The sequence below is a fragment of the Bacillota bacterium genome (assembly GCA_024653485.1).
Classification (GTDB): Bacteria; Bacillota; SHA-98; order UBA4971; family UBA4971; genus UBA6256.
Genome location: JANLFY010000018.1, coordinates 1 through 12667, shown reverse-complemented (window position 1 = coordinate 12667; position 12667 = coordinate 1). Strand labels below are relative to the sequence as shown.

The window sequence follows — 12667 nt, the reverse complement described above, 5'->3', positions numbered from 1 at the left end:
CTACGCGCGATCGTCGTCATCGTCAACGTCACCCTCGTCGTCACCGTCGAAGACATCCCTCAACTCGTCGTCCTCGTCTTCTTCGAAGTAGGCGTCGTCTTCCTCGTCCTCACCGAGCTCTTCCTCGTCCAAGGGTTCATCTTCGGCCTCGAGTTCGTCGTCGCCTGCATCGCCTGCGAACTCGTCCTCAATTCGGCCGGACCTGGTCGGGCCGCGCGAGGCACGCCTTCCTTCCATCATAGCAGCCTCTTCCGCTCCCGCTATCTCCTCACTCGCTTGCTCCAATGGCTCCTCATCCCCTTCTTCCTCATCCCGCCCCGGCATGGGGCTCGGGTGAATCGCCATGGTGAGAGCGTCCTCGTTCTCCTCGGCCTCTGCGTCAGTTTCGTCGGCCCCTTCCAAGATGCCGGGCGAAGGTCGACGAGTGCCGAAGAGACGTTCCTCCGGTGATAGCTCGTCCGTCTCTCTGCCCTCGATGTCGATACCAAGATCTCTCGCGGTGTCGACGATGTCGTCGTCCGTCTCGCCTATCTCGATCTCACGCTCGTCCTCGCTGAGGACCTTGACATCCAACGCCAAGCTCTGCAGCTCTTTCATGAGGACCTTGAACGACTCCGGTACGCCGGGTTCGGGCACGTTCTCCCCTTTCACCACTGCTTCATAGGTCTTCACGCGCCCCACGACATCATCGGACTTGACCGTGAGGAGTTCCTGGAGAGTGTAGGCCGCACCGTAAGCCTCGAGCGCCCAAACCTCCATCTCTCCGAACCTCTGCCCACCGAACTGCGCCTTTCCTCCCAGAGGCTGCTGCGTAACGAGCGAGTATGGCCCCGTAGAACGCGCGTGGATCTTGTCATCCACGAGGTGGAGGAGCTTCATCAAGTAAGCGTACCCCACCGTCACCGGGCTGTCGAAAGGCTCTCCTGTGCGGCCGTCGTACAGAATGGTCTTGCCGTTGGCGGGAAGCCCCGCCTCCTTGAGTGCAGCGAGGATCTCTTCCTCCGTAGCGCCGTCGAACACCGCGCTCGCCACCGGAGTGTCTTCTACTTTCGCCGCCCACCCGAGGTGTGTCTCCAACACCTGGCCGAGGTTCATACGCGACGGCACACCTAGCGGGTTCAAGACCACTTCGATGGGGGTCCCATCGGGCATGAACGGCATATCCTCTTCGGGCAGGATCCTTGCTATCACACCCTTGTTCCCGTGACGTCCCGCCATCTTGTCGCCCTCGGATACCTTGCGCTTCTGCGCTATATACACGCGGACCAGCCGGTTCACTCCCGGTCCTAGCTCATCGCCGGCTTCGCGCGAGAACACGTACACCGCCACGACCTTGCCGGACTCGCCGTGAGGGACCCGTAGAGACGTGTCCCTCACTTCCCGGGCCTTCTCACCGAAGATCGCACGGAGCAAGCGCTCCTCCGCAGTGAGCTCCGTCTCGCCCTTGGGCGTCACCTTTCCAACGAGGATGTCACCGGGACGCACGTACGCGCCCACGCGGATGATTCCGCGTTCGTCCAGGTCCTTGAGAGCTTCCTCACCCACATTGGGTATGTCCCTCGTTATCTCCTCGGATCCCAGTTTCGTATCACGCGCCTCACACTCGTATTCCTCTATGTGGACCGACGTGAAGATGTCTTCCTTCACGAGTTTCTCGCTTATGAGGATGGCGTCCTCATAGTTGTATCCCTCCCAAGGAAGGAAAGCCACCAGCACGTTCCTACCGAGGGCCATCTCTCCGTTGTCAGTGGATGGACCGTCCGCGATCACGTCCCCGCTCTCGACCCGATCCCCTTTCTTGACGACTGGCTTCTGGTTTATGCACGTCCCCTGGTTCGACCTCATGAACTTCAGCAGCCTGTACGTATCGATCGTTCCGGCGTCGGTTTCCACGATTATCTCATCAGAGGCCACACGCGCAACGCGGCCGGGATTCTTGGCGAGGACCACGGCACCGGAGTCGATGGCAGCCTTGTACTCCATCCCCGTGCCGACGAGAGGCGCCTCCGTACGCACGAGCGGCACCGCCTGCCGCTGCATGTTCGAGCCCATGAGCGCGCGCCCCGCGTCGTCGTTCTCCAGGAACGGGATGAGCGCCGTGGCGATACTCACGATTTGCTTCGGAGAAACGTCCATGAAGTCAACCTGGTCGCCTGGCACCTCCACGATCTGATCCTTGTAGCGCGCGGCGACCTTCGGATTGGCGAACGATCCATCCTCGCCTATGGGCTCGTTGGCCTGGGCTATCACGTACTTGTCCTCTTCATCCGCGGTGAGGTAAAGGATCTCTTCGGTTACCTTGCCATCCACGACTCTACGATACGGCGTCTCTATGAACCCGTACTCGTTTATTCGGGCGTACGTGCACAAGGCCCCAATCAACCCGATATTCGGACCTTCAGGCGTCTCCACAGGGCACATGCGTCCGTAGTGCGAGTGGTGCACGTCCCTTACCTCGAACCCCGCCCGCTCGCGGCTGAGCCCGCCAGGACCGAGCGCCGACAGACGGCGCTTGTGCGTCAGCTCTGCAAGGGGGTTGGTCTGGTCCATGAACTGCGAGAGCTGGCTCGACCCGAAGAACTCCTTGATGGCCGCCACCACCGGCCTGATGTTGATCAGCGTCTGTGGGGTCACCACGTCGACGTCCTGGATGGTCATGCGCTCCCTCACAACGCGCTCCATCCGGGAGAGCCCTATCCTGAATTGATTCTGCAATAGCTCTCCCACGGACTTAAGTCGTCTGTTGCCCAGGTGGTCTATATCGTCTACGCTCCCCACGCCTCGAATGAGGCCGAGCTGATAGTTGACCACGGCAATTATGTCTTCGCGCGTGATGGTTTTCAGCTCAGGCGACGGACTGCCGTTGTCAATCACCTTGACGGGTCTGCCATCGGCATCGGCCACTACCGCCTCGAGAACCGTCCCGCGGTTGGAGTCGGCCACCTTCTGAATTCCCGTCGCGGCCTTACGGTCGACTCTCTGCCCTGCGTCAACGACGACTTCGCCTGTAGATGGGTCTACGAAGGGCTCGATCAGCGTGCATCCCACAAGCCTTTCGCTGAGGGACAGCTTCTTGTTGAGCTTGTAGCGCCCAACCGGCGCGAGGTCGTACCGCCTCGGGTCGAAGAAGAGCGTCTCGAATAGCGAGCGCGCGCTCTCCTCGGTCGGCGGCTCGCCCGGGCGTAGACGCTTGTAAATCTCTATGAGCCCATCTGCCTCGGATTCCGTGTTGTCTCGCTCGAGGGTATTGCGAATAGCTTCGCTATCACCCAAGAGATCAATGATCTGGGCCTCGGTTCCATATCCAAGAGCACGGACAAGGACTGTGACAGGAAGCTTTCGTGTGCGGTCGACACGGACCCAGATGCACTCCTGGGAGTCCATCTCGAGTTCCAGCCACGCACCTCTGTTCGGGATGACACTGGCAGAGTACAGCGCCTTCCCGTTGGGGTCGATGGTGCGGCCGTAGTACACTCCCGGCGAGCGGACGAGCTGGCTCACGATGACCCGTTCAGCACCGTTGATGATGAACGTGCCCTTGTCGGTCATGAGCGGGAACTCACCCATGAAGACCTCTTGTTCCTTGACTTCACCCGTCTCCTTGTTGATGAGCCTGACCCGCACCTTGAGGGGAGCCGAGTAGGTTACATCCCTCTGCTTGCACTCCTCCACCGAGAACTTTGGGTCTCCAAGCGAGTAGTCCACGAACTCGAGGATGAGGTTGCCGGTGAAGTCCTGGATGGGCGATATGTCCCGAAACGTCTCCAGCAGGCCTTCGGAAAGGAACCAGTCGTACGAGCGCTGCTGTATCTCGATGAGGTTCGGCACATCGAGCACTTCATCTATCTTGGAGAAACTGAGCCTCTGCCGCCTGCCGACCTGTGTCATAACAGCCATCCTGTCACGCTCCTATCTCCCACCGAATATGAGCGGATGACAACACTATAAGAAGCAGGTCACCAAGAGTTCCCTGCCGTCAGCTGTTGAGAAATTCTCTTTGGATGAAGGAAAAGAAGGGTCTCGTGTAGTATAACTAAGTCAGATAGACAGTATGCCCCTAAGTAAGGTTGCCGCATTCTTTTATGCTAGCAGACGATCTTCCCTCTGTCAAGCGTAACTGGGGCGCCCGTGTGTCGTCACGGGCGCCCCTTGTCCGTGTATGCCGGATTCCCTCACTTTATCTCCACCGTCGCCCCTGCCTCTTCGAGTTTCGCCTTTATCGCCTCAGCCTCTTCCTTCTTGATGCCTTCCTTGACGGGCTTCGGCGCGCCCTCCACTAGATCCTTGGCCTCCTTGAGCCCAAGACCAGTCAGCTCGCGGACGACCTTCAGCACGGGGATCTTCTTGTCGCCAGCGGTCACGAGGATGACGTCGAATTCGGTCTTCTCCTCAACCTCGGCAGCGGGGGCCGCAGCGACGGCAGGACCGGCCGCCACGGCCACAGGCGCCGCCGCGCTCACGCCGAACTTCTCTTCGATGGCCTTGACGAGCTCGGCGAGCTCGAGCACTGTCATGTTGGCGATGGCCTCAATGATCTCTTCTTTCGTCATTCTGTGTCTCTCCCCTTCTTGTGGTTTTCGCAGTCTTTACGCATCATCCATCGGCACCAGGCGACACGGCGTCAGCCCTCGCCGCGACCGGCCCCACGATTCAGGCCGGACCGAGCTAGGCGGCCGTGGCGCCGAAATGCCGCCGTCTCACGCAGGAGCACCTTGCTGCTCTTCCTTTTGCCTCCTGACAGCGTCCACCGCGTACGCGAAGTTCCGGATCGTGCCCGCAAGAGCGCGAGCAAGGCCAGATATTGGCGCTGCCATTGTAGCCGCCACGCGCCCCAGCATGACTTCGCGCGACGGCAGCTCGGCGAGGCTCCTCACGTCGTCTGGACCGATGACCTTGCCCTGGAGCGCACCGCCTTTGATCTCCATTTCCTTGTGTTCCCTGACGAACTCGGAGATGATCTTGGCAGGCGCCACCGGGTCGCCCGAGGTGAACGCGACGGCAGTCGGTCCTTCCAGGTACCGTTCCAGATCTCCCAAGCCAACCTGCCTTGACGCGATACGCGCAAGGGTGTTCTTCACGACTTTGAATTCGATCCCCGCTTCGCCGAGCTTCCTTCGGAGCTCGGTGATAGCAGCCACGTTGAGCCCGCGATAGTCGGCGAGCACCACGGCCTGGGACTTCGACAACTTATCCCTGATTTCTTGTACTGCAGCTTCCTTTTCCGGCTTCGGCAATTTCCACTGGCACCTCCTTTCATAAGTCTTTCGCACGTCGGATCGCCCGCCAAGCCGGGTCGGGATCGCACGGGTCGACGGATCGAGAGAGGCCCCCGCAAGACACGCGGGGGCCTCTCGACAAGCGACCACAAACAGATGTGAGCCAAAGGAGCGGCTCAAAGGCACGGCTTGGAGCAACCGCACGCGTACGCGAAACCGCTCTGCTCATGTACGCCTGTCCCCCGACCTCGGCGGGCAAGCATTGACGCCGGGCATTGTCGCCCTGGGCTGCTCATTAAGCTCAAGCGGGTCGGAGAGCTCCGACGTCGCTCGAGCACCCGCTGTCTTGGGTCATGGAAAACGCTCTTTCACTTATTCAGTTGTCAAGAGGTGCACTATACGAGCGACGAGCCCCGCCCAGGAAGGGCGCCGGTCGCGAACTGCCTCCGGGGCCCGCCCGGAGCCCGTCGCGATCCCGGAGTTCACCTTGAACATGGGCCGACAACACAACCGGACCTCAGAAGCCAGCTCCCGACCACCGGGGCTGCGCGATGACCCTTTCTCGCTACTGCTCCGCAGAGAGCGTCATGGCCTGCACCGGGCTTACTTTCACGCCAGGCCCCATGGTCGTGGATAGGACGACGCTCCTGAAGTACGTGCCGCGCGCCGCCGGCGGCTTCGCCTTGGCGAGCGCGTCCATGAGCGCCCCCAGGTTCCCGAGAAGCCTCTGAGACTCGAACGACGCCTTTCCTATAGGCACATGGACGATGCCTGCCTTGTCAGCGCGGTACTCAACCTTACCGGCCTTGATATCGTGAATCGCCTTGGTTACTTCGAATGTAACCGTGCCCGTCTTGGGGTTGGGCATCAGCCCCCTCGGGCCCAGGATGCGCCCCAGCTTGCCAACGATTCCCATCATGTCAGGAGTCGCTACCGCCACGTCGAAATCCATCCAGCCGCCCTGGATTCTCTCGGCGAGGTCCTCGGCGCCGACATAGTCGGCCCCCGCGGCCTCTGCCTCCTTGGCTTTCTCGCCCTTGGCGAAGACCGCCACTCTCACGGCCTTTCCGGTACCGAACGGGAGCACCACCGCCCCCCTCACCTGCTGGTCGGAGCGCTTCGGGTCTATGCCGAGCCTAACCGCGGCCTCAACTGTCTCGTCGAACTTCGCGGTCGCCGTCTTCTTGACGATCTCAACGGCGTCGGAAGGCGCATAGAGCTCCTGCCTATCGTACTGTTTCAGCGCCTCTTGATATCTCTTGCCATGACCAGCCATCAACCAAACCTCCTTGTGGTACTAACGGATTGCTCCTCCCACCAAAACCACGTATCAGAGAAATGTGTGCGTCGTGTCACGGGTCATGCAGGGTTCGCGCCACACGCTTACCGGCAGTCGGCCAACCGTTCAAATGCGGCGCACCTGCGGTCGTCCATTGGGTATTGGGCGATCTATTGGGCCTCTACCTCGACACCCATGCTCCTCGCCGTTCCCGCGATCATCCGCTCCGCTGCCTCGATGGTCGTCGCGTTGAGATCCTTCATCTTGAGCTCGGCTATCTCGCGCAACTGCGCACGCGATAGTCTCGCCACCTTGTCCCTGTTTGGCTTGCCAGAGCCCTTCTCGATACCAGCGGCTTTCCTGATGAGGAAAGAGGCTGGAGGGGTCTTGAGCACGTACGTGAAAGACCTGTCCTCGTAAACCGTTATTTCCACAGGGATGATGGTCCCGGCCTGCGCGGCGGTCTTCTCGTTGAACGATCGAACGAACTCCATGATGTTCACGCTGTGCTGCGCGAGAGCCGGCCCCACCGGAGGCGCCGCGGTTGCCTTGCCCGCCGGTATCTGCAACTTCACAATCGCCGCTATCTTCTTCTTGGCCATGGAATGCTTCCCTCCTGAGCTCTTGAGACCCAGTGACAGCGCCTGCCCGCCGACCCGCCAATTCAAAGCCGAAGGCGGCCCGCCAGCGGCCGACGCCCCTCTCTACAACTTCTCTATCTGACTGAAGTCCAGCTCCACGGGAGTATCCCGCCCAAACATCGACACGAGCACCCGCGCCTTCCCCTTGTCAGGCTGGATCTCCTCGATGATTCCGGAGAAGTGCTGGAACGGGCCGGAGATCACCCTCACGCCCTCCCCGACCGAGAAGTCGATCTTGGGACGAGCCTCCTCGACCCCGATGCGCCTGAGGATATCGTGCATCTCCGTTTCCTGGAGCGGGACCGGCCTGGAACCTGACCCCACAAACCCGGTCACGCCCGGGGTATTCCGGACGACATACCAGGAGTCGTCCTCCATCACCATTTCAACCAACACGTACCCCGGAAAGATCTTCTTCTTGACTACCTTCTTCTTGCCGTCCTTGAACTCGTACTCCTCTTCGGTGGGAACGAGCACCCGGAAGATCTTGTCTTCCTTCTCCATCGTCTTGACCCGCCGTTCGAGGTTCGCCTTCACCTTGTTCTCGTAACCCGAGTACGTGTGGATGACGTACCACTTCTTGTTTGGGTTCTCAGGCTCCGGGAATTCTCCTCCCAATTCCGCAGACGCCTCGCCGGGCTCCTGCTCCTGGGCAGGACCGCGGGCCGCCCGCTCCGACTGTGGCACGATCCCCGGGCCTTCTTCCATTGTGGAGGCTGCGAGTTCATCTTCAGCAGTCCGGGTTATCTCTCTTTCATCCACCTCACAAGGGGCCGCGTCGCTTTGAGACCGCAGCCCTCCACCCCCTACTGAAGTTTTCCGCCATATCACCGCACGAAGAGCTGCAAGCCCTGAGAGAACACCAGGTCGATGAGCCCAATGAACGCGCTGGCCACGACGACAACGGTGACCACGACCACCGTCGACGACACGAGCTCCTTCCGGTCAGGCCAGGAGACCTTCTTCATCTCCGCCCGAACCTCTCGAAGAAACTTGCCGGTGCGGCCAAGCCTCTCTTTGATCTGCATAACGGCTCCCTTCCTCGTCGCTTCGTCGCCTGCCGGCTCAAACGCTGGCCCTTACGACAGTCAGCCAATCTCCCGACGCGCCACGCACGTCCGCGCCACGCACGTCACGCTGACGCTCAACCCACATCTGCCTGGCGACGGCACGCGCCGCCGCTTACCGAGTCTCCTTATGGACAGTGTGGCTCCGGCAAAACTTGCAGTACTTCTTCAGCTCGATCCTGTCGGGATCGTTCCGCTTGTTCTTCTCGGTGCGGTAGTTCCGTTGTTTACACTTGGTGCACTCAAGAGTGATGCCCTCGCGCATTCTTCCACACCTCCCGGCACGTCACTCCTAGAATCTAGCATACCGCAGCAGGCATGTCAATAACGGACTGCCGCGTGCCGCGTTCCACTATGCCATCGTGACGCTTCGGACGCGCCGGTCGGCCGCATGATGTGTTAGCGCACCCCCGCATGCCGAGCCCTTGCGTCGTCGCGCCCTGACGAGATCCCACCGGTACAAAAAAAACAGCGCCACAGCTGAAGGCGCATCGATCGATTACACATCTGGAGCCCACGGCCGGAATCGAACCGGCGACCCCATCCTTACCATGGATGTGCTCTGCCTGCTGAGCTACATGGGCTCCCAAAGATAACCTGGAGCGGGAAACGGGATTCGAACCCGCGACATTCAGCTTGGAAGGCTGACGCTCTAGCCAACTGAGCTATTCCCGCTCACCGCGTAACAGATGGTGGAGAGGGGTGGATTCGAACCACCGAAGGCTGAGCCAACAGATTTACAGTCTGCCCCCTTTGACCAACTCGGGAACCTCTCCACAAACTTCGTCCAGCTGCTAGCTGCGCATCCCGTTCGACTGGTGCGTCTGGTGCGTCCGCGAACTTGCGCCCGCTGCAAAACCACGACCGACACGGGCTGGCGAGCATACCACGCACAGACGCCCGCGGCGCTCCCTGGCGCCTTTGGCTGTCGGGAAAGACCCGGTAACTCAGCCTCACAGGCCAGGCGGGCGAAGCCGAACGCCCTGCACCGCGTCTCTATATTAGCACAGACGTTGCAGCTATGCAAGAGTCTGTTGCTCGCGCCGCCGGACGGCACCCAAGCCCGTTGGCGGCACCTAGCTCGTGGTCCCGACAGAGCCCTCCGCTTGCGCATGAGCGGCGCACTGCTGTAGTGCTGGGCAGGCAAGTGCGACAGGACTTGGTCAGAGACCGTCGAAGGTATATGGCAGGGAAAAGGAAGGGAAGGAAGAGGAGGAAGCAGCGGATGCATGTCGATCTCTCTTTCTGCAGACGGGAATTCCCAGCTCTCAGCTTACACGTCAACGGGCAGACAGCCGCCTACTTCGACGGCCCCGGCGGCACACAAGTCCCAATCCGGGTGATAGAGGCGGTGGAGCGCTACTACAAGGAGGCCAATGCCAATAGCCACGGCGAGTTCGCGACGAGCCGGCGCACCGATGAGATCATCGCTGCAGCGCGTCAGGCCATGGCCAATATGCTCGGTGCGGCTTCCGCTGACGAGATCGCCTTCGGCGCCAACATGACCACGCTGAACTTCGCCCTCTCGAGAGCCTTGGGCCGCACGCTCACGTCTGGCGACGAGATCGTGATCACGGACCTGGACCACGAGGCAAACCGCAGCCCATGGCAGGCACTGGCGGAAAGAGGCGTTGTCGTGAGGTCCGTGCGCGTGAAAGTGCCTGAGTGCACCCTTGACTACGATGACTTGGAAAGAACAATAACGACTCGCACCAAGATCGTAGCTCTGGGATACGCATCGAACGCCGTCGGGACGATCAATGACGTGAAGCGTGCATCGTCCCTCGCTCACGCCGTTGGAGCCGTATGTGTCGTCGACGCGGTTCACTATGCGCCGCACGGGGCCATCGATGTGCAGGACATCGGGTGCGACTTCCTGCTGTGCTCGGCGTACAAGTTCTTCGGACCGCACATAGGCGTTCTCTACGGCCGTCGTGAGGCATTCGAGCGCCTTGCTGCGTACAAGGTGCGTCCACAGAACTCCGCGCCTCCGTACAAGATCGAGACGGGCACGCTCAATTTCGAGGGCATCGCGGGCGCGATCCAAGCAGTAGAGTTCATAGCAAGCCTGGGGACAGCACCGGGCACAGCAGTTCAGTCGTCGGGAAACGGCGGCGCTGCGACGACGCTGGGGAAAAGACATGACCTCGCCTTCGGCGGAAGCACCCACAGGTCGCGCATCCTGGACGGGATGCGTGCAATCGACCTCCATGAAAGGCAGCTGTTCTCGAGACTCATGGAAGGCCTCGCGGCAATCCCCGGGCTCACCGTTTACGGGCTCCCCGCCTGCGCCGAGCGCACGCCCACCGTTTCATTCACCGTAGAAGGCGAACGCCCCGTGGACGTCGCAAGGTTCCTCGGAGACCGGGGCATCTTCGTCTGGCACGGTGATTTCTACGCGACCACCCTCATCGAGCGGCTCGGTCTGGCTGAGAGGGGCGGTGTCGTGAGGGTGGGCCTGGCGCCGTACAACACCGATGAGGAAGTGGACCGCCTGCTGTCGACGCTGGAGGAGTGCTCGCGCAGGCGAGGCTTTGCGAGCTAGTCCGGGCGACACGATTGGTACGTCTGAGTCCGAGGCGAGACCATCTGCTGTCGAGGGGAAGCGGGGACAATGCCGGTGCGAGACCGCGCCGGCATGGCGGCCTGGCTTTCGGCTCTGCCACTTGGGACCACTCGTGCCCCTCAACGCGAAGGTATGGCCGCTGCGCGGCGGGGAAAGTCTCGCTGCGTTCTCTGCTCAGCTCTCGTGGCCGGCGACAATGACGATGAGGCTCAGTAGAGATCCTGCGAGACCACCCCTGATGGCAGTCTGTGGCTTGAAGACCAGGTCACGCAGAATTCGCGCTGGGTGTTGGATTGCGATGGACACGCGTTTGGGCCTCATTCCCCTGGAGCCCATGGATGGATGAAAACCACCGTTTGGGCTGGCGTCCAATGTGGTTTCACGGCCAATGGTGGCCCGCATCACATTCCGAGAGGTGATAAACATGGGGTTCTCCATCAGCAGTCTCGTGGATACTGTCAAGCACGGCACGCCCGAGCAAAGGCTGAACCTCACGCTGTTTCCGCTCTTCATGGAATGCAAGACTGCGGTATCCTATCTGCTCCTGGACGAAGCACTGCAGCGAAGAGTGCTTGTCGTCATGGAAGTAGGTGAAGGAGGATTGGTCAACGCCGTCATGGTCGAGAACAAGTCTGAGCAAGCAGTGCTCATCCTTGACGGCGAAGAACTGGTCGGCGCCAAGCAGAACAGGATGGTCAATGCGACTTTGCTCGTTCCTCCCAAGAGCAAGATCAGGGTTCCAGTCAGCTGTGTCGAGCGCGGACGCTGGCAATATGGCGCCCGCACGTTTGAGCAGACCGGCATCTTCGGCTACGCCACACTCCGTCGCCAGAAGGCCGCGCAGGTGGGCTCCAGCCTGAGACAGGGGATGGCCTTCACTGCGGACCAGGGGGCGATATGGGAAGAGATCGACCGCAAACAGGCTCGGATGCACGCGCATTCGGCTACTGACGCAGTCCACGACATCTACGTCGGCTTCGAGGAGAAGCTGCGAGAGTATGTTGAGGGGCTGAGTCCGACGGATGGACAGTCTGGGGTCGCGGCGTTCATCAACGGGCGGTTCAGCTGCCTTGACTTGTTCGCGCCTCCGGACACATTGGCGAAGGTGTGGCCCAAACTCATCCGCAGCTATGCAATGGAGGCGCTGGAACTTGCTCAGACCAAGGATGGCCGGCTGACCGCCAACATGGATCAGGTGCTCGACGCAATCAAGAGGATGGAGTGTCAGGAGTATCCTTCAGTTGGGAGAGGAACCGACATCCGCCTTCGCGGAAAAGGTCTCGTAGGCGCCGGGCTGGTAGACGAGGGGCAGCTGCTCCACCTATGCGTTTTCGGCGCAACCGATAGCGAACACGAGACCAACGAGACGCCCATGGCCAGACCCAGCCGCAGACGCGTCCGGGTCTGGTGACTCTTGGCTTTGACGGACGTGCTCGTCATGGCAGTTGCCGGGACCAAGTAGCACCTCACAGATAGCGGTAGCGGAGCTGCTCTGTGGTTGCCGCTACCGCTATCTTGGCACGCCGGTCCCATGAGCAATCGTGAATTCATGGCAGGCATGCAACCGGGATCCAGATAGATCGCGTCCACCATGGCACTGATGGTGGCAAGCCCGCCCCATACAGGAAAAGAAGAAGGCCTGCCGCGTCTAGTCGACCTCGCACGCCCTCGAAATCCTGGAGCCGACGGGCGGATTCGAACCCCCAACCTGCTGATTACAAATCAGCTGCTCTACCGTTGAGCTACGTCGGCACCTCTTTGCCTGACGGGAAATTCGAATTTGGAGAAACCCACATGAAATTGTACCGTCGCGGCCGGATCATGTCAAGCGCACGCCAAGATGCGGGTGCGTGTAGCGTTTGTGGCGTCTAGGGGTTACCACCACTTCCTGGGCGGCG

11 protein-coding genes and 4 tRNA genes are annotated in these 12667 nt (G+C 60.8%); 2 read left to right on the top strand and 13 right to left on the bottom strand.

Annotated features, from left to right (window positions below; genetic code table 11):
• From rpoB to NUW12_11565, 11 genes are all read right to left on the bottom strand, one after another.
• Positions 1–3897, bottom strand: a complete 3897-nt coding sequence (gene rpoB, locus NUW12_11615) for a DNA-directed RNA polymerase subunit beta (protein ID MCR4403395.1) — start codon at positions 3895–3897, stop codon at positions 1–3.
• Between the two features lie 275 nt (positions 3898–4172).
• Positions 4173–4550, bottom strand: coding sequence for a 50S ribosomal protein L7/L12 (gene rplL, locus NUW12_11610; GenBank protein MCR4403394.1), 378 nt, complete (start codon positions 4548–4550; stop codon positions 4173–4175).
• Between the two features lie 147 nt (positions 4551–4697).
• Positions 4698–5234, bottom strand: coding sequence for a 50S ribosomal protein L10 (rplJ, locus tag NUW12_11605; GenBank protein MCR4403393.1), 537 nt, complete (start codon positions 5232–5234; stop codon positions 4698–4700).
• 547 nt (positions 5235–5781) lie between these two features.
• Positions 5782–6492, bottom strand: coding sequence for a 50S ribosomal protein L1 (gene rplA, locus NUW12_11600; GenBank protein ID MCR4403392.1), 711 nt, complete (start codon positions 6490–6492; stop codon positions 5782–5784).
• 173 nt (positions 6493–6665) lie between these two features.
• On the bottom strand, positions 6666–7097 hold the full coding sequence (gene rplK / locus NUW12_11595) for a 50S ribosomal protein L11 (GenBank protein ID MCR4403391.1): 432 nt from the start codon (positions 7095–7097) through the stop codon (positions 6666–6668).
• A gap of 102 nt (positions 7098–7199) precedes the next feature.
• Positions 7200–7754, bottom strand: a complete 555-nt coding sequence (gene nusG / locus NUW12_11590) for a transcription termination/antitermination protein NusG (GenBank protein MCR4403390.1) — start codon at positions 7752–7754, stop codon at positions 7200–7202.
• A gap of 209 nt (positions 7755–7963) precedes the next feature.
• Positions 7964–8164 (bottom strand): preprotein translocase subunit SecE, encoded by a 201-nt coding sequence (gene secE, locus NUW12_11585; protein ID MCR4403389.1) that lies wholly within the window; start codon positions 8162–8164, stop codon positions 7964–7966.
• Positions 8165–8318: 154 nt separating this feature from the next.
• Positions 8319–8468 (bottom strand): 50S ribosomal protein L33, encoded by a 150-nt coding sequence (gene rpmG / locus NUW12_11580; GenBank protein ID MCR4403388.1) that lies wholly within the window; start codon positions 8466–8468, stop codon positions 8319–8321.
• 243 nt (positions 8469–8711) lie between these two features.
• Positions 8712–8787 (bottom strand) — tRNA-Thr (locus NUW12_11575).
• A 14-nt stretch (positions 8788–8801) separates the two neighbouring features.
• A tRNA-Gly gene (locus NUW12_11570) sits at positions 8802–8878 on the bottom strand.
• Between the two features lie 15 nt (positions 8879–8893).
• Positions 8894–8979, bottom strand: a tRNA-Tyr gene (locus NUW12_11565).
• Positions 8980–9428: 449 nt separating this feature from the next.
• On the opposite strand from NUW12_11565, the gene NUW12_11560 reads away from it, so the two are divergent.
• Positions 9429–10748 (top strand): cysteine desulfurase-like protein, encoded by a 1320-nt coding sequence (locus NUW12_11560; protein MCR4403387.1) that lies wholly within the window; start codon positions 9429–9431, stop codon positions 10746–10748.
• A 195-nt stretch (positions 10749–10943) separates the two neighbouring features.
• On the opposite strand, the gene NUW12_11555 is transcribed toward NUW12_11560, so the two are convergent.
• On the bottom strand, positions 10944–11075 hold the full coding sequence (locus tag NUW12_11555; GenBank protein MCR4403386.1) for a hypothetical protein: 132 nt from the start codon (positions 11073–11075) through the stop codon (positions 10944–10946).
• Positions 11076–11157: 82 nt separating this feature from the next.
• On the opposite strand from NUW12_11555, the gene NUW12_11550 reads away from it, so the two are divergent.
• Entirely contained in the window at positions 11158–12180 is a 1023-nt protein-coding gene (locus NUW12_11550; protein ID MCR4403385.1) for a hypothetical protein, read from the top strand.
• 266 nt (positions 12181–12446) lie between these two features.
• On the opposite strand, the gene NUW12_11545 is transcribed toward NUW12_11550, so the two are convergent.
• Positions 12447–12521 (bottom strand) — tRNA-Thr (locus NUW12_11545).
• Between the last annotated feature and the right edge of the window lie 146 nt (positions 12522–12667).